The organism is Roseateles flavus, from assembly GCF_039872765.1.
In the GTDB taxonomy this organism is placed as follows: Bacteria; Pseudomonadota; Gammaproteobacteria; order Burkholderiales; family Burkholderiaceae_C; genus Roseateles_B; species Roseateles_B flavus.
In genome coordinates this window covers 18850-37434 of record NZ_JBDPZC010000004.1, presented here as the reverse complement: position 1 = coordinate 37434, position 18585 = coordinate 18850, and the positions used below count along the sequence as shown (strand labels likewise).

14 protein-coding genes are annotated in these 18585 nt (G+C 69.0%); 7 read left to right on the top strand and 7 right to left on the bottom strand.

Going from position 1 to position 18585, the window contains the following annotated elements; all coding sequences use genetic code 11:
• Positions 1–35 precede the first annotated feature (35 nt).
• A complete protein-coding gene (locus tag ABDJ40_RS10040) occupies positions 36–530 on the bottom strand; it encodes a hypothetical protein (protein WP_347609259.1) in 495 nt (164 codons plus the stop codon).
• A 228-nt stretch (positions 531–758) separates the two neighbouring features.
• Here ABDJ40_RS10040 and ABDJ40_RS10035 point away from each other — a divergent pair, with 228 nt between their 5' ends.
• From ABDJ40_RS10035 to ABDJ40_RS10025, 3 genes are all read left to right on the top strand, one after another.
• The gene (locus tag ABDJ40_RS10035) at positions 759–1370 is read left to right on the top strand and encodes a DUF4136 domain-containing protein (RefSeq protein ID WP_347609257.1); all 612 of its coding nucleotides are present in this window, start codon (positions 759–761) and stop codon (positions 1368–1370) included.
• 72 nt (positions 1371–1442) lie between these two features.
• Entirely contained in the window at positions 1443–2828 is a 1386-nt protein-coding gene (gene glmU / locus ABDJ40_RS10030; protein ID WP_347609255.1) for a bifunctional UDP-N-acetylglucosamine diphosphorylase/glucosamine-1-phosphate N-acetyltransferase GlmU, read from the top strand.
• Positions 2829–2985: 157 nt separating this feature from the next.
• The gene (locus tag ABDJ40_RS10025; RefSeq protein WP_347609253.1) at positions 2986–3453 is read left to right on the top strand and encodes a hypothetical protein; all 468 of its coding nucleotides are present in this window, start codon (positions 2986–2988) and stop codon (positions 3451–3453) included.
• Positions 3454–3638: 185 nt separating this feature from the next.
• Here the strand turns inward: ABDJ40_RS10025 and ABDJ40_RS10020 are convergent, their stop codons facing one another.
• Both ABDJ40_RS10020 and ABDJ40_RS10015 read right to left on the bottom strand, forming a co-directional pair.
• Positions 3639–4514, bottom strand: a complete 876-nt coding sequence (locus ABDJ40_RS10020) for a transposase (protein ID WP_347609251.1) — start codon at positions 4512–4514, stop codon at positions 3639–3641.
• Positions 4515–4665: 151 nt separating this feature from the next.
• Entirely contained in the window at positions 4666–5148 is a 483-nt protein-coding gene (locus ABDJ40_RS10015; protein ID WP_269630290.1) for a thioredoxin family protein, read from the bottom strand.
• 115 nt (positions 5149–5263) lie between these two features.
• On the opposite strand from ABDJ40_RS10015, the gene ABDJ40_RS10010 reads away from it, so the two are divergent.
• Positions 5264–6172, top strand: a complete 909-nt coding sequence (locus ABDJ40_RS10010) for a DUF808 domain-containing protein (protein WP_347609248.1) — start codon at positions 5264–5266, stop codon at positions 6170–6172.
• Here the strand turns inward: ABDJ40_RS10010 and ABDJ40_RS10005 are convergent, their stop codons facing one another.
• Positions 6173–7036 carry an ion transporter gene (locus tag ABDJ40_RS10005; RefSeq protein ID WP_347609246.1) on the bottom strand — a complete coding sequence of 288 codons (864 nt, stop codon included), beginning with the start codon at positions 7034–7036 and terminating at the stop codon, positions 6173–6175.
• A 50-nt stretch (positions 7037–7086) separates the two neighbouring features.
• Here ABDJ40_RS10005 and ABDJ40_RS10000 point away from each other — a divergent pair, with 50 nt between their 5' ends.
• A complete protein-coding gene (locus tag ABDJ40_RS10000) occupies positions 7087–7323 on the top strand; it encodes a hypothetical protein (protein ID WP_269630294.1) in 237 nt (78 codons plus the stop codon).
• Positions 7324–7343: 20 nt separating this feature from the next.
• On the top strand, positions 7344–7967 hold the full coding sequence (locus ABDJ40_RS09995; protein ID WP_269630295.1) for a UPF0149 family protein: 624 nt from the start codon (positions 7344–7346) through the stop codon (positions 7965–7967).
• A gap of 63 nt (positions 7968–8030) precedes the next feature.
• Here ABDJ40_RS09995 and ABDJ40_RS09990 read toward each other — a convergent pair whose 3' ends face one another.
• Entirely contained in the window at positions 8031–10736 is a 2706-nt protein-coding gene (locus ABDJ40_RS09990) for a S9 family peptidase (protein ID WP_347609243.1), read from the bottom strand.
• Positions 10737–10994: 258 nt separating this feature from the next.
• Here ABDJ40_RS09990 and ABDJ40_RS09985 point away from each other — a divergent pair, with 258 nt between their 5' ends.
• On the top strand, positions 10995–11291 hold the full coding sequence (locus tag ABDJ40_RS09985; protein ID WP_347609241.1) for a hypothetical protein: 297 nt from the start codon (positions 10995–10997) through the stop codon (positions 11289–11291).
• Positions 11292–11847: 556 nt separating this feature from the next.
• Here ABDJ40_RS09985 and ABDJ40_RS09980 read toward each other — a convergent pair.
• Positions 11848–12678: an SIR2 family NAD-dependent protein deacylase gene (locus ABDJ40_RS09980; RefSeq protein ID WP_347609239.1), complete on the bottom strand. Its 831-nt coding sequence runs from the start codon at positions 12676–12678 to the stop codon at positions 11848–11850.
• Positions 12671–18313 carry an excinuclease ABC subunit UvrA gene (uvrA, locus tag ABDJ40_RS09975; RefSeq protein WP_347609237.1) on the bottom strand — a complete coding sequence of 1881 codons (5643 nt, stop codon included), beginning with the start codon at positions 18311–18313 and terminating at the stop codon, positions 12671–12673. The genes ABDJ40_RS09980 and uvrA overlap by 8 nt, the downstream gene beginning before the upstream one ends.
• Between the last annotated feature and the right edge of the window lie 272 nt (positions 18314–18585).

Genomic DNA, 18585 nt, shown 5'->3' with positions numbered 1-18585 from the left:
GGGACTGTGCCCCGCCTTCAGCGCGGGGGGCAGACTCACTCGCTCAGCGGCGAGGTCCAGGCGATGTCGTAGTGGTTCAGCGCCAGGATCTTGGTCTCGACTTCCAGGAAGCGGTTGGCTTCTTCCTGGCCGATGGCCTTGACCATCTTGGGGTGGTACTTGCGCAGCAGCTTCAGCTCGGCCTCGGCCAGGGCCAGGGAGTCCTTGGAGGCCTGCTTGGCCTGGGCGCCGGTCAGCTTGTCGCCCTGGTTCACGGATTCCACGACCATGCGGGTGCGCTGGCGGGCCAGCTCGCCGGCTTCCTTGGAGTAGGCCTCGTAAACGGCGTTGAACTTGGCGGTCTGGGCAGCATCCAGCTTCAGGTTGTGCAGCACCACGGCCTTGCGGTCCGTGCGCAGCTTCTCGCGGACGGCCTGGACGCGCGCAGCATCCGGGCCGGGCGTCGATTCAGCCGCCAGGGTGGGCAGGCTCAGGCACAGGGCCAGGCCCAGCAGGGGCAGCGTACGCAGCAGGGGCTTGCGGACCAACATCAGAACTCTCCTCAACTCAAAACAGAAAAACCCGAGCGAGTGTTTCAGTGGAAACGCTCATCGTCAACATGGTTTTCCTCAGCGCGGCCCCAGGGTGGCGGCCCTGCGACGCAAGCAGCGTCCGGAGCTCGCCCAGCACCTTCACCAAGCTTTGCAATGTGGATGGGTCATCGCTTGCCCGGCTCCCTAGAATGAAGCCATTCGGCCTGAGCCGAGAGAGGAGCCACCATGGACCGCAGTCACTGGATGCTGGGATTCGCCGCCAGCGCCCTGCTGGGCCTCAGCGCCTGCAGCAGCACCTATGTCGTCAGTGCGGACGTCAGCAGCTTCGGCAGTTGGCCGGAGGGCCGCAAGCCGGCAAGTTATGCCTTCGACCGCCTGCCCTCGCAGCAGCAGGAGTCCGAGCGGCAGGCCGCCCTGGAGGCTGCCGCCGCGGCCGCCCTGGGCAAGGCAGGTTTCAGGCCCGCGGCCGATGCCAAGAGCGCAGACGTGCTGGTCTCCATCGGCATGAGTGTCAATGCCAATGACCGCGCGCCCTGGGATGATCCGCTGTGGTGGCGCTGGCACGGCAGCTACGGCGGCTGGCGCTACGGCAGTTACTGGCGCGGCGGCCTGGGCCCCCTGTGGATGGAACCCCGCTACGAACGCGGCGTGGCCCTGCTGCTGCGCGACCGCAGCAGCGGCGAGCCGCTCTATGAGGCCCGCGCCAGCAACGAAGGCATGACCCAGGGTGATTCGCGCCTGCCCGGCGCCCTGTTCGATGCCGCGATGAGCGACTTCCCGAGAACCGAGCCCAAGCCCCACCGCGTCAGCGTCCAGGTCAGCCGCGAGGCCCCCTGAACCCGGGCCGGGCCGGGCCCCGCCGACAGCCATAATCGCGGCTTCTTTCCAAGACGCGTCGCGATTTTCGACATGGCACTGAACATCGTCATCATGGCTGCCGGCAAGGGCACCCGCATGAAGTCGGCCCTGCCCAAGGTCCTGCACAAGCTGGCCGGCCGCTCCCTGCTCCAGCACGTGCTGGATTGCACCGAGCCCCTGGCCGCCAGCCAGCGCATCGTCATCACCGGCCACGGTGCGGCCCAGGTGGAATCGGCGGTCGCCGCCAGTGGTGCGGCCTTCGTGCGCCAGGAGCCGCAGCTGGGCACCGGCCATGCCATCCAGCAGACGGTGCCCGTGCTGCCGGAGAACGGCACCACGCTGATCCTCAATGGTGACGTTCCCCTGATCCGCACCGAGACCGCCCGCCGCCTGGCCGAGGCCTGCGACGGCCGCGCCCTGGTGCTGCTGACCATCGACCTGGCCGACCCCACCGGCTACGGCCGCATCGTGCGCGCGGGCGGCCAGCCCGAGGGTGCCGTGCAGGCCATCGTCGAACACAAGGACGCCAGCCCTGAGCAGCGCCTGATCCGCGAGGGCTATACCGGCATGATGGCGGCGCCCACGGCCCTGCTGAAGCGCTGGGTCATGGCCTTGTCCAACAACAATGCCCAGGGCGAGTACTACCTGACCGACATCGTCGCCATGGCCGTGGCCGAAGGCGTGCCGGTGCTGGGCGTCAAGGCACCCAACGAGACCGAGGTCCTGGGCGTCAACAGCCCCCTGCAGCTGGCCGACCTGGAGCGCCGCTACCAGCGCCAGCAGGCTGAAGGCCTGATGGAAGCCGGCGTGCGCCTGGCCGATCCGGCGCGCTTCGACGTGCGCGGCACGCTGCAGTGCGGGCAGGACGTCGAGATCGACGTCAACTGCCTCTTCGAAGGCCAGGTCAGCCTGGGCGACGGGGTGCGCATCGGCGCCAATTGCGTGATCCGCAACGCCAGCATCGCGGCCGGCGCCCGCATCCATGAATTCACCCACATCGACGGCGAGGCCGCCGGCGCGAGCGTGGGCGAAGGCGCGCTGATCGGCCCCTTTGCCCGCCTGCGCCCGGGCGCGCAGCTGGGCGCCGAGGTGCACATCGGCAATTTCGTCGAGGTCAAGAACTCCACCCTGGCACGCGGCGCCAAGGCCAACCACCTGGCCTACCTGGGCGATGCGACGGTGGGCGAGCGCGTCAACTACGGCGCCGGCTCCATCACCGCCAACTACGACGGCGCCAACAAGCACCGCACCGAGATCGGCAACGACGTGCACGTGGGCTCCAACTGCGTGCTCGTGGCCCCGGTCAAGCTGGGGGCTGGCGCCACCATCGGTGGGGGCTCCACCATCACCAAGGACGTGGCCGAAGGCGAGCTGAGCGTGGCGCGCGGCAAACAGGTGGGCATCAGCGGCTGGCAGCGGCCCGTGAAAAAGCGCTGATCCGGCAACAGTTTGCGTGACAAACTTCATCCGCCTGCCTAGGATGGCGCCATGTCCCCCTCTTCAGGGGGCGCCAAATGCGCCGAGCCTGCCTAGCATTGCGCCAGCAGGTGGAAGAAAGCAGTACCCCATGGCACACACGCATCTTGAGCCTTTGATGACCGAACCGCAGCACGCCGAGGCCGACAGCCTGGCCGAGGCGGAGCGCAGCCAGTTGCTCGCTGGCCTGGATCCCATGCTGGACGCCCAGGCCGAAGCCCTGGCCGACGAGCAGGCCCGGGCCGAGGCCCTGGAGCGCATGGCGCTCTACCATGCCCGCTGCGACGACGCTGCCAAGGCCTGCTGGTACCTCTGCCGCAGTCTGGGCCTGGCACGCCAGGAACCCGGCGAACCCAATCTGGACCTGCTCTTCGACCTGCTGGGCGCCCTGGCCGACCTGCCGGCCGAGGTGGCTGCTGCCCCGCAAGCCGAGACCGTGGGCGATGCCGATGGTCTGGGCGTGTTCGAACTCTGCAACCAACTGGCCGCCGCCCGCGAACTGACCCAGGAAGCGTGGGAAGAGGCGGAGGCGCAGGCCTTTGTCAGCGCGCCCTGCCCGACCGGCGCTGCGCACGCCCTGCACTGAGCCCGGCAGCCCCGCAGAAAGAAGGCACCGTCAAGCGGTGCCTTTTTTTTCATCAATCCAGGGGTTGGCCTTGCCGTTCAAGCACTTGGCGTCACTACCGCCAGCTTTTGCACGGACTTGTCCACAGCGGACGGGGACAGCCCCCGGCAGGGGCTCGGTGAAGACACCGGACCGTCGCCCGGCCTTCAGTGCTGATGCCGCTGGCGCTCGTGCCCCGCGATCAGACGGCTGACCCGCGACACCGACAGCCCCAGCTCCTTGGCCAGGCCGGTCATGGACAGGCCGCCCTCGGTGTGGGCGCGGTACAGGGCCTCCTCACGGCTGCCGGCTTCGTGCAGCCAGTCGCGCCAGGGCCGGGATTTCAGTGAAGCGCCGCCACGCGCGGACTTGCGCGCAGTGGCCCCCTGGCCCTTGAGCTGCCCCTTCAGGCGATCGACAAAGGCGGCGTCGCCCAGGTAGATCTGCTGGCGCAGGTGCTTCCACAGGTCCAGGCCACTGGCCTCGGCGACCAGCTTCTCGTAGCGCTGCGCCGCCTTGCGGCGATCGGCAGCGCCTTGCAGGGGCCGACCCATCACATAGGCATGCAGGCCTTGCACATCCAGCCAATCCGGCGCCTCGACCTGCCCGATATGGGCGGCATAGCTGGACCAGGGCCACTGCGCCGGCGAGGCCGCCATGCCGCGGCGCACGCCACCCAGCTCGACATAGCGGCAGGCATCCAGCAGGAGCTGTTCGCGGTCCACCAGCACGGCCTTGAAGCGCCCCTGGAACAGATGCCCCACGGTGCCGTGCCGCCTGTTGCTGCCTTGCGTGTAGACGCCGTTGATATGCCGCATCAGGCGCGAGAGATTGGCCTGGCGGGTGAAGAGCAGGAGCTCGTAGGAGTCGGGCTCCAGGCAGTAGGCCAGCACCTGGGCGTCGAAACGCTCCATGGCCTGCGCGATCACCGCGAGCAGGGCTCGGCGGTCCGCGTCATCGTGGAACACCACCGCGCCCGCCTCGGCCTTGGAGCTGAGGTGGTAGACGGCGCCCGCAAATTCGATCCGCAGTGGTCTGGCCATGCTGCAACTTAGGCCAGCAGCCCGCAAAACGCAAGTGCCAGGCAAGGCCTGACCCCCATGGAAAGGGGACGCCCCCAAGGAAGCCTGTCTCAGTCATGGGGCCAGGTGTTGCGTCCCCGCCAAGGAGCGAGGCACGCAGGGCCGCAGGGTCTCAGTGCTTGAGCCCGTCGAGCACCTTGAGCACGGCGTCGTCGCCCATGTTGCGGGCATCGGCCAACTCGCCGCCGCTGGTGGCGCTGAGCACCTGCCCGTCGCGGCCCAGCACGGCCACCGCGGGGATGCCCTTCTTCAGCGGCACGCCCATCTGGGCCGCCAGGTCGGTGTTCTTGTCGAAGCGGCCGACATTGACCTTGAGCACCACGAAGCGCTTGGCCACCGGGCCGGCCAGCGTGCCGCCGGAGAACTTGCGGTCCAGGGCCATGCAATCCCCGCACCAGTTGGCGCCGAAGACCACCAGCACATTGCGCTGCTGGGCATTCGCCTGCGCCAGGGCCTGGTTGAGGTCGGCTCGGGCATCGGCCTGCTCGTTGTAGACCTGCGGCTTGGGCGCGTCCTCGGCCAGGGCAGGGACCAGGGCGGCTGCCAGGCCCAGGGCCAGCGCCGTGCTGCGGAAGAAGGTGGCGACGGTGTTCATGGGGCGCAGTGTGCCGCAAGTCATTTCACCCTGCCGGAATGCATGCCCGTCCGGCCCTGGCGGGATCCTGATGCGAGATCATGTACAAAGCAGGTTTTTCAACTTCGTGCCCATCATGGCCTCGACCCTTCTCGCCCTGCTCGACGACATCGCCACCCTGCTGGACGACGTCGCCGTCCTCTCCAAGGCTGCCGCCCAGAAGACCACGGGGGTGCTGGGGGATGACCTCGCGCTCAATGCGCAGCAGGTCAGCGGCATCCGCGCCGAGCGCGAGCTGCCGGTGGTGTGGGCCGTGGCCAAGGGCTCGCTGCGCAACAAGGCCATCCTCGTGCCGGCCGCGCTGGCCATCAGCGCTTTCGTGCCCTGGATCGTCACGCCCCTGCTGATGCTGGGTGGCGCCTACCTGTGCTTCGAGGGCGTCGAGAAGCTGGCGCACAAGTTCCTCCACAAGGCCGAGGAGGAAGCCGAGCATGCCCAGCAGGTCCAGGCCCTCAGCGACCCGGCCGTGGACCTGGTCGCCTTCGAGCAGGACAAGATCAAGGGGGCGATCCGCACCGACTTCATCCTGTCCGCCGAGATCATCGTCATCACCCTGGGCCTGGTCGCCGGCTCGTCGCTGACCACGCAGGTCCTGGTGCTCAGCGGCATCGCGGTGCTGATGACGGTGGGCGTCTACGGCCTCGTGGGGGCCATCGTGAAGCTGGACGACCTGGGCCTCTACCTCAGCCGCAAGGCCGAGTCGTGGAAGCAGTCGCTGGGCGGCCTGCTGCTGGTGGCCGCGCCGCGCCTGATGAAGACCCTGGCCGTGGTCGGCACCGCCGCCATGTTCATGGTCGGTGGCGGCATCCTGGTGCATGGCATGCCGCCGGTGCACCATGCCATCGCTCACCTGGCGCAATCCATGCCAGGCGCTCCTGTGCTGCCCTGGCTGGTCGCGACCCTGGGCGATGTGCTGGTGGGCATTGCCTGCGGCGCCGCGGTGCTGGCCGTGGTCGAGGGCTTCGGCAAGCTGCGCGGCCGCTGATCAGCTGGCATCGCGCTGGTAGGGCGGCAGGGGCGCGCCGCAGTCGCGGCAGTAGCGCGCCTCGGCCAGATGGCCTTCGCTGAGGCATTGCGGGCAGCTGCGGGTGGTGGGCGTGCCGCTGCGCCGCTGGGCCGTCATCTCGGCCGTCACGATGCCCGTGGGCACGGCCAGCACGCCCCAGCCCAGCAGCATCATGGCCGAGGCGATCAGCCGGCCCAGGTCCGTCTTGGGCGTGATGTCGCCGAAGCCCACCGTGGTCATGGTGGTCACGGCCCAGTACATGGCGGTGGGGATGTTGACGAAGCCATTGGCCGGCCCCTCGACCACATACATCACCGTCCCCATGATCAGCACGGCCATGATCACCACCGACAGGAAGACCAGGATCTTGCGCGCACTGGCCTGCAGCGCGCTGCCCAGGCTGCGGAACTCGTGCAGGTAGGCGCTGAGCTTGAAGATGCGGAAGATGCGCAGCAGGCGCAGCACGCGAACGTCCACCAGGGCATAGGCCTCGGGCAGGAACAGCGCCAGGTAGGTGGGCAGCACCGCCAGCAGATCGACGACCCCATAGAAGCTGCGCACATAGCGCCAGGGCTGCGGCACGCAGGCCACGCGCAGCAGGTACTCGACGGTGAACAGCGCGGTGAAGAAGTACTCGGCGATGTCGAAGGCACGGCCATGGCGCAGGCGCCAGTCTGCGACGCTCTCGGCGATCACCAGGGCCACGCTCAGTAGCACGGCCACGACCAGGGCCACGTCGAAGGCCTTGCCGGCGCGCGTGTCCGCCTCGAAGATGATGGTGTAGCAGCGGGCCCGCCAGCCGCTCAGCACGGCGGGGCCTTGGGCAGGGGCTGGATGCGTCATCCTGCCAGCCTAGCATCCGCCGCTGCGCCGCGACGAGGGACAATCAAGACATGAAGACACACACCATCGAAGTCCAGAAGTTCAAGGCCGCGGGCAATGCGCACGGCCTGATCATGCTCAAGGTGGACGCATTGGTCGCGCCCAAGGCCAATGTCGAGGGCATCGAGCCCAGCTCCATCCTGAGCATGACCGAGGCCAATGCCCGCGTGCTGATGTCGCTGCTGAAGGCTCAGATCGCCGAGCTGGACACCAAGAAACCCAAGAGCCGGCACGGCCGCCACGGCTGAGCCCTCACTGAAGCCCCACCATGGAATATCCCAGCTACAACCCCGCCTCCGACTACCTGCCGCTCAGCGACGAGGAGCTGTCGACCCTCGACGACATGCTGAGCAAGCTGTCCAGCGACGCCGCGATGAACATCGAGGCCCTGGACGGCTACCTGACCGCCCTGCTGCTGAGCCCGCAGCCCCTGGCCGGCCTGCCCGGCGCGGCCTGGCTGCCCGAGGTCTGGGGCGGCGATGGCGCCGATGGCATCGCCCCCTTCGTCAGCGGCAAGCAGAAGAAGCGCGTGATGATGCTGGTGCTGCGCCACGTGCACAGCATTGCCGTGCAGCTCAAGAACAGGCCCGACGCCTGGGAGCCGATCTTCAGCATAGCCGTCGATGAGGACGGCACCGAGCTGACCGACGCCGAGGACTGGTGCATCGGCTTCATGCTGGGCGTGGACCTGGCCGCCGACGACTGGGCCACGCGCTTCGAGGACGAGACCCAGGGCGCCCTGCTCTCCCCCATTGCCCTGCTGGGCGGCGACGAGAGCCAGCAGGACCCGCAAGACCTGGCACAGCTGGCCAATGCCCAGCTCAAGGATGCCCTCAGCCGCGAGATCCCCGACGCCGTGCTGGCCCTGGCCGGGCACGGTGGAAACGGCTGACACAGCCCTCGTGCCCATGAAAAAAGGCGACCCGCGGGTCGCCTTTTACTTGGCCGGGACCGCTTACTGCGCGCGGCCCAGGTGCTGCAGCCAGAAGGCCTCGTACTTGCGATGCCAGCCAGCGGTCTTCACCACGCCGCCCATGCCGTGCTCGCCGTCCGGATCCAGGAAGAGCTCGACCAGCGACTCCTTGCCCGAGTCCAGCAGGGCACGGTAGACGTTGACCGTGTCCTGGTAGAGCACGTTCGGATCCATCATGCCGTGCACCAGCATCAGCGGCTTGCGCAGGCCACGGGCCATGGGCAGCAGCGAGTACTTGCGCAGCACGGGCTTGCTGCGGTCCACCTTGCCGATGGTGCGGCCGCTGTACCAGCTGTTGTAGTTCTCCCATTCGGTGGGGCCGGCACCGGCGATGCCGGCGGCGAACACATCGGGCTGGGTGTACATCGTGTACTGCGTCTGGAAGCCGCCGAAGCTCCAGCCATTGAGGCCGATGCGCTGGGCGTCCACGCCGAAGTGGGCCTTCATGTGGGCGACCAGGTCCAGCAGGTCCTCGGTCTGGGGCAGGCCGACCTGCTCCCAGTTGGCGTCGGCAAAGCGGCGGCCGTAGTTGGAGTGACCGCGGGTGTCGATGGACACCGTCACATAGCCATGCTTGGCCGCCATGTACATGCCGAACATGTAGCCGGTGGGCTGGAAGCTGTCGGTCTCGATGGTGTGGCGGTCGTTGAGCGGGCCACCGTAGACATAGACCACGGCCGGGCGGCGGTCGCTGGCCTGCCAGCCCTTGGGCTTGAAGACATAGGCGCTGAGCACGTCGCCATGGCGGTTCTTGAAGCTGAAGCGCTCGGGGCGCAGCACGTGCACGGCGTCGAAGGCCGGGTCATAGCTCTGCGTCAGCACCTTGGGCGCCCGAGCCTCGCCCTGGCCCGCGATCAGCTTGAGCTCGGGGCGCTGCGACCAGTGCCCGGCGTTGGCCGCCAGCCAGCGCCCGTCGTCGGAGACCACGGCATTGCGGTGGTAGTCGGGCGACTGGCCCAGGGCCTGCATATGGCCCGTGGCCATGTCCACGCGCCAGAGGTTCATGGCGGCAAGGTCGTCCCGGTTGCTGGCCACGAACATCTGCTTGCTGTCAGGCGTGAAGCCCAGCACGCGGTGAGCCTCGAACTCGCCGTTCACCAGACGTTTGAGCTGCTTGCTGGCCAGGTCGTAGGCATAGGGCTGGCGCCAGTCGTGGTCGGCCAGGACCAGGACCAGGGTCTTGCCGTCCGGCGTGAAGTCCGGGGCCATGACGTTGACCAGCTCGTGGTGCACGTCGCCGCGGCGCTCCAGGATCATCTCGGGCTTGGCGCTCTCGTCGGCCTTGCCCAGGTAGACGCGCAGCAGCTCCTTCTCGCGCTCGAAGGTCACGAAGGCGTAGTGACTGCCGTCGCGAGCCCAGGCCACGGGGCTCATCTCGAACCAGACGTCACCGCCCTTGTGGGTGAACACCGGCTGCGGCTGGGCCGTGGGCGCTGCACCCTCGGCCGCGACCTTGCGGATGTACAGCGCCAGCGGCTGCTCCATGCGCTTGTCGTCCGAGACCTCGCGCTCGACCTTCTTGGCCGTGGCGAAGCGGGTGTTGTAGTCCATGATCTCGACCATGCGGCCGGGCTTGGGCGCCGGGCCCTTGCCATCGGCGGCCGTCAGCGGGGCCTGGGCCAGCAGGGACATCCAGCGGCCGTTCTCGCTCAGGCGGGTGTCGCTGATGCGGTACTTCTTCTCGGCGTCATCGTCATGGATCAGCTCGCGGTTGAGCACCTGCACGCCGGCGGCGTTGAAGCGGCTGCGCAGCACGCGGGTCTCGTCCTGGTAGATGAAGCCCTGGTCGTCCGGCGTGTAGGCCACCATGCGCAGCGAGCGCTGCGTGCCCAGCAGAGGCTGGACCTTGCCGTCCGCAGCCTGCCAGCGGAACAGACTGCCGCGGTATTGGAAGACCAGCTCCTCGCGATGGTTGGCCCAGACCACCTGGCTGACGCCGGGGTAGAGGTCGCCCGGCTTGAGCTTGTTCTTGGCTTCCTTCTTCTTCAGCTCGTCGCGCAGCTCCCAGAGTTCCTTTTCCTTGTCCTTGTCCTTTTCGGCGGACTTCGCGGCGGCGCTGGCCGCCGAGGCTGCCGGAGCCGCCGCCTCGGCCACGGGCTTGCCGCTGCGCTTCGCGGTCAGGGCCTCAGCGGCTTTCTTCTCGGCCTCGGCCTCGGCCTTGTCGGCGGCCTTCTCGGCTTCGTCCTTCGCCTTCTTCTCGGCCAGCTCCTTCTTCAGCTGCTCCAGGGCGCGGGCCTCGAACTGGCCCAGGTCCACGTTCTCGCCGCGCAGATAGGCCTGCTGCAGTTCCTCGCGCTGCTGGCGCTCGTTCCACTCGGTCTGGCGCTGCTGGGCCTTGCGGGCGAAGCGGGCCAGGTCCTCAGGCGCCTCGAAGGCGGCCATGGCGGCCGGCGAGGTCACGCGCAGGGTCTTGCCGGTCTGGGTGTCGTGGATGTAGAGGTCGGTCCCCGGCTCGCCGAAGGGGTTCCACAGATAGGCCAGGTAGCGGCCGCTGTGGCTGAACTGGAGCTCGCGCGCCGATTCACCACGGTAGGGCTGGGCGCGGAACAGGCTTTCCAGGCTCAGGGAGGGGGCGGCCACAGGGGGGGGGGCGGTGGCGGTGGCGGCCTGCGTCTGCAGGCTGGTCGCGGCGGCACTGAGGGCCAGCGCAATGGCGCAGGCGACCGAGGCGGGTTTCCAGGCTTTCAAGGGGATCTCCTCAACGCCTCCGGGTTCTGGAGGCGGCGGGATTCTAGGGAGCGGGGCCGGGCTTGGGTCTGCCCCGACGGGGCTGATGCGCTGGACGACGGAATCGAGCCCCCCAAGTGCGGAGAAGCGAGGCGGCAAACGCCCGGGAATGCGCAGAAATACGGGTTTTGTTCGAAGCCATGATGACAGGGGCTGCGCTACCATCGAAGCACCGATGCGCCAGGGTCAAGCCTTGCGCGAGGCAACCGGGGGCCCATCGTGGCTGTCACGCTCCAGAAGATCATCGCTGCGTTCGGACTGCTCTGCGTGCTGTGGATGGCAGCGCACATGATGCTCGGCGCCCGCCAGCGACAGGCCCTGGAACGCTGGCCCCGCGCCAGCTGGCGCTGGCTGCAGCGCTACTTCCTGTGGCGATTCAACACCCGCGAACGCCGCCGCCTGGCCCGCGAGGAAGCCCTGGGCGCCATCCAGCGCGCGAAGCGGGCCGCCAATGACGATGGTCTCTGGGAAGGCAACGTCTACCGCCCCAAGAAATTCGAGAAGCCGAAGAAGTGACCCCCCCTACCGGCTTCGCCGGCCCCCCCAGGGGGGCGGAGCCGGATCAGCGGCACCTGTTGGGGCGCGATGCGCTTCGCGCGATCGCGGTTTGATTTGCGTGTTCCTTACCGAGTACCCCCCTACCGGCTTCGCCGGCCTCCCAGGGGGCGGCGCCGGCTGACCGGCAGAGCCGGGTCAGCGGCACCTGCTGGGGCGCGATGCGCTTCGCGCGATCGCGGTTTGATTGGCGTGTTCCTTACTGAGTACCCCCCTACCGGCTTCGCCGGCCCCCCAGGGGGCGGCGCCGGCTGACCGGCGGAGCCGGATCAGCGGCACCTGCTGGGGCGCGATGCGCTTCGCGCGATCGCGGTTTGATTGGCGTGTTCCCTACCGAGTACCCCCTACCGGCTTCGCCGGCCTCCCAGGGGGCGGCGCCGGCTGACCGGCGGAGCCGGATCAGCGGCACCTGCTGGGGCGCGATGCGCTTCGGGCGATCGCGGGCAAGCTGGGCCGGCATTTTTCCGACGCCGAATCGATCCAACTTGTCACTGAGCGCGGCCCCCGAAGCTCAAGCTCACGACATGAGCGAGTCCACAGCCTGCAGTCCCTCCAAGGCCCCGCAGGCCAGGCCCAGGTCCAGCCGCCCCGGCACCTGCCATTCGCGCGGATTGATGCGCAGGAGCCGTCCTTTCAGCCGCTGCAGCACATGCTGGCTGAACATCCGCACCGAGGGCACCGCCGTGCCGGCGCCCAGCTCGATCACCAGCGGCCGGCGGGCGGCGGCCAGGCGGGGGGCGATGCGGTGGGCCTGCGCGCGCTCGCGGGCGGCCACCCAGGCCTCGTCGCCGAACATCAACACATTGGGCCGGGACAGCGCGCCACAGTGCGGGCACAGGGGCCAGGTGTTGCGCAGCTCGCAGCGCTCCTCGTCGACATCGGGCAGGAAGTCCTCCGCCGACCAGACCGCATCCCTGCACGGCCGGCTGCACTGCAGGTGGCGCAGCGAGCCATGGCATTCCCAGACCTGCGCCTCGTCGACACCCGCCTGCTGAAACTGCCCGTCCACATTGCTGGTGTAGACCACGCCGCCCAGAGGGGCCTGCGCCATCCAGCGCTGCAGGATGGCAAAGCCCGCATGGGGCTCGGTGCGGCGGTACAGGGCCAGGCGGTGGCCGTAGAAGCCCCAGGCCTGGGCCGGGGCCTCGACGAAGCGCGCGGGGTTCGCTGCCGCATAGAAGTCGATCCCGCTGCGCGCCAGGGCCGGGTAAGCCTGCCAGAAGCCCTCGCGGCCGCGGAAGTCCGGCAGGCCGGAGTCCACGCCCATGCCCGCGCCGGCGGCAACGACGATCAGGTCGGCCTGCTCGACCAGCTCGGCCGCGTGCTGCAGCAGCGCCGGCTCAAGCACGCTGGAGCACCGGCGCCAGCGCGCGGCCCGTGTGGCTGCCCGAAGCCACCACCGCTTCGGGCGTGCCCGCCACCACGACGCGGCCGCCGCCCGTGCCGCCCTCGGGGCCCAGGTCCAGGATCCAGTCGGCCTCGGCGATCACGTCGAGGTCGTGCTCGATCACCACCACCGAATGCCCGCCCGCCACCAGGCGGTGCAGCACGCGGATCAGCTTCTCCACATCGGCCATGTGCAGACCCACGGTGGGCTCGTCCAGCACGTACAGCGTGTGCGGCGCCTTCTGGCCGCGCCGCGTGACGTCGTCCCGCACCTTGACCAGCTCGCTGACCAGCTTGATGCGCTGCGCCTCACCGCCCGAAAGCGTGGGGCTGGGCTGGCCCAGCGTGAGATAGCCCAGGCCCACGTCCTGCAGCAGCTTCAGCGGATGGGCGATGGAGGGCATGGCCGCGAAGAACTCGACGGCCTCGTCCACCTCCATGGCCAGCACGTCGCCGATGCTCTTGCCGCGCCAGCTCACGCCCAGGGTCTCCGGGTTGAAGCGCTGGCCGTGGCATTGGTCGCACAGCACCTTCACATCCGGCAGGAAGCTCATCTCGATGGTCTTCATGCCCTGCCCCTCGCAGCCGGGGCAGCGGCCCTCGCCGGTGTTGAAGCTGAAGCGGCCGGCGGCATAGCCGCGCGCCTTGGACTCCAGGGTCTCGGCGAAGAGCTTGCGGATGGCGTCCCAGAAGCCGATATAGGTGGCCGGGCAGGACCGCGGGGTCTTGCCGATGGGCGTCTGGTCGACCTCCAGCACGCGGTCCACCTGCTCATGGCCCGTGACCGACTCGCAGCCGATCCAGCGCGAGGGCGACTTGCGCAGCGGCACGGCCATGGCCATATTGGCCAGCAGCACGTCGCGCGCCAGCGTGGACTTGCCCGAGCCCGAGACGCCCGTCACCGCGACCAGACGCTGCAGCGGCACCTCCACCGTCACGCCCTGCAGGTTGTGCAGGGTCGCGCCCTGCACTGTCAGCTTGGGGCCCTCGCCCGTCCAGGAGCGGCGCTCCTGCAGCGGGTGGCGCAGCGGCTGAGCCAGGAAGCGGCCCGTCAGCGAATCCGCATGCTGCGCCAGCTCGGCCGCCGTGCCCTGGGCGATCACGCGGCCACCGCGCTTGCCGGCGCCCGGGCCGATGTCGATGATGTGGTCGGCGCGGCGGATGGTGTCCTCGTCATGCTCGACCACGACCAGGGTGTTGCCCTTGTCGCCCAGCGTGGCCAGGGCGTCGAGCAGGATCTGGTTGTCCCGCGGGTGCAGGCCGATGGTGGGCTCGTCCAGCACATAGCAGACGCCCTGCAGATGGCTGCCCAGCTGGGCCGCCAGCCGGATGCGCTGCGCCTCGCCGCCGGACAGCGTGGGCGCTGCGCGCTCCAGCGTGAGGTAGCCCAGGCCCACCTGCTCCAGGAACTCCAGGCGGCCGCGGATCTCGCTGACCACGTCGCGGGCGATTTCGGCGTCACGCCCGCTCAGGGCAAGACCTGACACCCATTCGCGCGCCTGGCTGACGCTCCAGCTGGCGACCGCCGCAATGCCCTCGCCTTCGAAGGTGACGGCCCGCGCGGTGGGATTCAGGCGGGCACCGTGGCAGTCGGGGCAGGCCTCGTCGGCCAGGCCCTCGACCTCCACCTCGGCGTTGAAGCTCTGCTCGCGGCCGCGGTTGTCCTTGTCCTGCTGGGAGTCGTCCAGCAGCTTGCGCTGCTCCTTGCTGAGCGCCAGGCCCGTGCCCACGCAGCTGCTGCACCAGCCGTGCTTGGAGTTGTAGCTGAACAGACGCGGGTCGAGCTCGGGATAGCTCTCGCCGCAGGTGGGGCAGGCGCGCTTGGTGGAGAACACGCGCACCGCACCCAGGCCGGCCGTGGAGTTGCCACTCTTCAACGCGGCCTCCAGCCCGTCCAGCGGGCTCAGCACATGCAGCACGCCCTTGCCGTGATCCAGCGCCTTGAGCAGCAGCTCGCGCAGGACCGCCTCGTTCTCGGGAGTGACGACGAGGTCGCCCACCGGCAGCTCCAGCGTGTGCTCCTTGAAGCGGTCCAGCTTGGGCCAGGGCGCGGTGGGCAGGAACTCGCCGTCCACGCGCAGATGGCTGTGGCCGCGGCCCTTGGCCCATTTGGCGAGGTCGGTGTAGAGGCCCTTGCGGTTCATCACCAGGGGCGCCAGCAGGCCGATGTGCTGGCCGCGGTAGTCGCGCATCAGCTGGGCCAGGATGGACTCCAGGCTCTGCGGCCTGACCGGCGTGCCGTCATGGCGGCAGTGCTGCACGCCCAGCTTCACATAGAGCAGGCGCAGGAAGTGCCAGACCTCGGTGGTCGTGGCCACCGTGCTCTTGCGGCCGCCGCGCGAGAGCCGCTGCTCGATGGCCACCGTGGGCGGGATGCCCCACACAGCGTCCACCTCCGGCCGCCCTGCCGGCTGCACGATGGAGCGCGCATAGGCATTGAGCGATTCGAGGTAGCGGCGCTGGCCCTCGTTGAAGAGGATGTCGAAGGCCAGCGTGGACTTGCCCGAACCCGAGACGCCGGTGATCACATTGAACTTGCCACGCGGGATGGCCACGTCGACCGACTTCAGGTTGTGCTCGCGCGCGTTGACGATGCGGATGGACTCCTCGGCCTGCGCACGCCGGGCACGCACCACGCTCTGCAGCGGGCGGCCCTCCTCCACCTTCATGGCAGGGCGGTCCATGTGCAGCGCGTACTCGCGCAGGGCCTCGGCGGTGTGCGACGTCGGGTGCTCGCGCACCTCCTCGGGCGTGCCCTGGCAGACGAGCAGGCCGCCGTCCTCGCCGCCCTCGGGGCCCAGGTCGATCAGCCAGTCGGCTGCGCGGATCACATCCAGGTTGTGCTCGATCAGGATCAGCGAATGCCCGGCACTCAGCAGCTTGCGCATGGCGCGCATGAGCTTGGCGATGTCGTCGAAGTGCAGGCCGGTGGTGGGCTCGTCGAAGAGGAAGAGCGTGCCCTTCTTCGCGACCGCCTGGCGGCTCTTGCTGGCGCTGGTGGCGGCCTCGGCCAGGAAGCCGGCCAGCTTCAGGCGCTGGGCCTCGCCGCCGGACAGCGTGGGCACAGGCTGGCCCAGACGCACGTATTCCAGGCCCACGTCGAGGATGGGCTGCAGCTTGAGCAGCACCTCGCGGTCGTAGCGGAACAGGTGCACGGCCTCGCTGACGGTCAGCTCCAGCACCTCCGAGACCGAGAGCTCGCGCTCGTCGCGGATGATCTTCACGTCGAGGATCTCGGCACGGAAGCGGCGGCCGTCGCAGTCCGGGCAGCGCAGGTAGACGTCGGAGAGGAACTGCATCTCGACGTGCTCGAAGCCCGAGCCGCCGCAGGTGGGGCAGCGGCCGTCGCCCGCGTTGAAGCTGAACATGCCCGGGCCGTAGCTGCGCTCCTGGGCCATGGGCGTGGCGGCGAAGAGCTTGCGGATCTCGTCGAAGGCGCCCACATAGCTGGCGGGGTTGGAGCGCGCCGTCTTGCCGATGGGGGACTGATCCACGAAGACGGCACCGGCCAGCCAGTCCGCGCCCAGCAGGCGGTCGTGCGCGCCCGGGGCCTCGGTGGCCTGGCCGAAGTGGCGGGCCAGCGCGGGGTAGAGCACGTCCTGCATCAGCGTGCTCTTGCCCGAGCCCGAGACGCCGGTGACCACCACCATGCGCTGCAGCGGGAACTCCACGCTGACGTTCTTCAGGTTGTGCTCGCGCGCGCCTTCGAGGATGAGCCGCGGCGTCGAGGCGTCCACCAGGCGCTTCAGCCCCATGCCCACCTGCTTGCGCGCGCCCAGGTAGGCGCCGGTGAGCGTGTCCGCCGAGCGGATGGCCTCCGGCGTGCCGTCGAAGACGATGCTGCCGCCCTTCTCGCCGGGGCCCGGGCCCATGTCGATGAGGCGGTCGGCGGCCAGCATCACGGCGGGATCGTGCTCGACCACCACCAGCGTGTTGCCCGCGTCGCGCAGGCGGTGCATGGCCTGCACGATGCGGTTCATGTCCCGCGGGTGCAGGCCGATGCTGGGCTCGTCCAGCACGAACAGCGTGTTGACCAGCGAGGTGCCCAGGGCCGTGGTGAGGTTGATGCGCTGCACCTCGCCGCCCGAGAGCGTGCGGCTCTGGCGGTCCAGGGTGAGGTAGCCCAGGCCCACGTCGCAGAGGTACTTGAGGCGGTTGCGGATCTCCTCCAGCAGCAGCTTCAGGGCTTCGTCCAGCATCGTGGAAGGCAGCTGCAGCTCGTCCATGAAGCGGCGCAGGCGGTGCATGGGCAGCTGCATCAGGTCATGCAGGTGCAGGCCGGGCAGGGACTCCAGCTGCGCGCGGCTCCAGGCCGTGCCGCTGGGCAGGAAGCGCTGCTCGCGCGGCAGGGCGGCGTCGGCCAGCGCGGCCGAGCCCACGCGCCACAGCAGGGCCTCGGTCTTGAGGCGCGCGCCGCGGCAGTCCGGGCATTCGGTGTAGCTGCGGTACTTGGACAAGAGCACGCGGATGTGCATCTTGTAGGCCTTGCTCTCCAGGTACTCGAAGAAGCGGTGCACGCCGTACCACTGCTGGTTCCACTTGCCCTTCCAGTTGGGCGAGCCGTTGATGACCCAGTCCTTCTGCGCGGGCGTGAGCTGGCTCCAGGCGGTGTCGCGCGGGATGCCGGCATCGCCCGCATGGCGCATGAGGTCGTCCTGGCACTCGGCCCAGGCCGGCGTCTGCAGGGGCTTGATGGCGCCGGCGCGCAGGGTCTTCTTGTCGTCGGGGATGACCAGGCCCAGGTCCACGCCGATCACGCGGCCGAAGCCCCGGCAGGTCTCGCAGGCGCCCATGGCCGAGTTGAACGAGAACAGCGCGGGCTGCGGGTCCTGGTAGCGCAGGTCGCTGTCCGGGCAGTGCAGGCCGGTGGAGTAGCGCCAGACCTCCGGCGCCTGCTCCTCGCTGCCACCCGCATAGACATTGAGACGGCCGCTGCCGCGCTTCAAGGCCAGCTCGATGGCCTCCATGGCGCGCTGGGTGTCGACGCCCTGCATGCGGAAGCGGTCCGCGACGACGTCCAGGATCTTGCGCTCGCCGGACTCCCGTTCGGCCTGTATCCGCGTGAAGCCGCTCGCCGCCAGCCACTGCTGCACCTGCTCGGCGCTGGTGTTGGCCGGCAGCTCGACCGGGAAGGTCAGCACCAGGCGGGGATCATCGGCCAGCGTGCGGGCCTTGAGCTCCGCGAAGATGGTCTGGGCCGTGTCATGGCGCACCGGCTGCGCGGTCTGGCGGTCGTAGAGCTGCGCCGCGCGTGCGAACAGCAGCTTCAGGTGGTCATTCAGCTCCGTCATCGTGCCGACCGTGGAGCGGGAGGTGCGCACCGGGTTGGTCTGGTCGATGGCGATGGCGGGCGGCACGCCCTCGACCTTGTCCACCGCCGGCCGGTCCATGCGGTCCAGGAACTGGCGGGCGTAGGCGGAGAAGGTTTCCACGTAGCGCCGCTGGCCTTCGGCATACAGGGTGTCGAAGACGAGGCTGGACTTGCCCGAACCGCTGGGCCCCGTCACGACCGTCAGCTCATGCGTGGCAATGTCCAGATCGAGGTTCTTGAGGTTGTGCTGGCGGGCACCGCGAATCTTGATATGACCGTCGGACATCTTGGCGGGTCTCTGACTGAAGGAGGCGGTCATTCTAGGGAGCGCGATGACATGAATCTGTCAGCAGCCGGCGAAGGCCCTGATGGCGCATCCGGCTCCCCCTTCCGGGAGCAATGGATTGCGGTGTATCAAGACCTGGCCCCGTATCGGCCTGTTCAGGAACGTAAATGAAAGCGGCGGGCATTGCGCCGCCGCGAATCCGGGTGCAACATCACGCCCCGAACGAGCCGCAAATCAAGAACGCGGGTTAACCCGAGGCTTGTTCACCTGCT

Bases quoted from the DNA above. Each gene is read 5' to 3' on its own strand.
- ABDJ40_RS10040 (WP_347609259.1), bottom strand. From the start codon at position 530: ATGTTGGTCCGCAAGCCCCTGCTGCGTACGCTGCCCCTGCTGGGCCTG.
- ABDJ40_RS10035 (WP_347609257.1), top strand. From the start codon at position 759: ATGGACCGCAGTCACTGGATGCTGGGATTCGCCGCCAGCGCCCTGCTG.
- glmU (WP_347609255.1), top strand. From the start codon at position 1,443: ATGGCACTGAACATCGTCATCATGGCTGCCGGCAAGGGCACCCGCATG.
- ABDJ40_RS10025 (WP_347609253.1), top strand. From the start codon at position 2,986: ATGACCGAACCGCAGCACGCCGAGGCCGACAGCCTGGCCGAGGCGGAG.
- ABDJ40_RS10020 (WP_347609251.1), bottom strand. From the start codon at position 4,514: ATGGCCAGACCACTGCGGATCGAATTTGCGGGCGCCGTCTACCACCTC.
- ABDJ40_RS10015 (WP_269630290.1), bottom strand. From the start codon at position 5,148: ATGAACACCGTCGCCACCTTCTTCCGCAGCACGGCGCTGGCCCTGGGC.
- ABDJ40_RS10010 (WP_347609248.1), top strand. From the start codon at position 5,264: ATGGCCTCGACCCTTCTCGCCCTGCTCGACGACATCGCCACCCTGCTG.
- ABDJ40_RS10005 (WP_347609246.1), bottom strand. From the start codon at position 7,036: ATGACGCATCCAGCCCCTGCCCAAGGCCCCGCCGTGCTGAGCGGCTGG.
- ABDJ40_RS10000 (WP_269630294.1), top strand. From the start codon at position 7,087: ATGAAGACACACACCATCGAAGTCCAGAAGTTCAAGGCCGCGGGCAAT.
- ABDJ40_RS09995 (WP_269630295.1), top strand. From the start codon at position 7,344: ATGGAATATCCCAGCTACAACCCCGCCTCCGACTACCTGCCGCTCAGC.
- uvrA (WP_347609237.1), bottom strand. From the start codon at position 18,313: ATGTCCGACGGTCATATCAAGATTCGCGGTGCCCGCCAGCACAACCTC.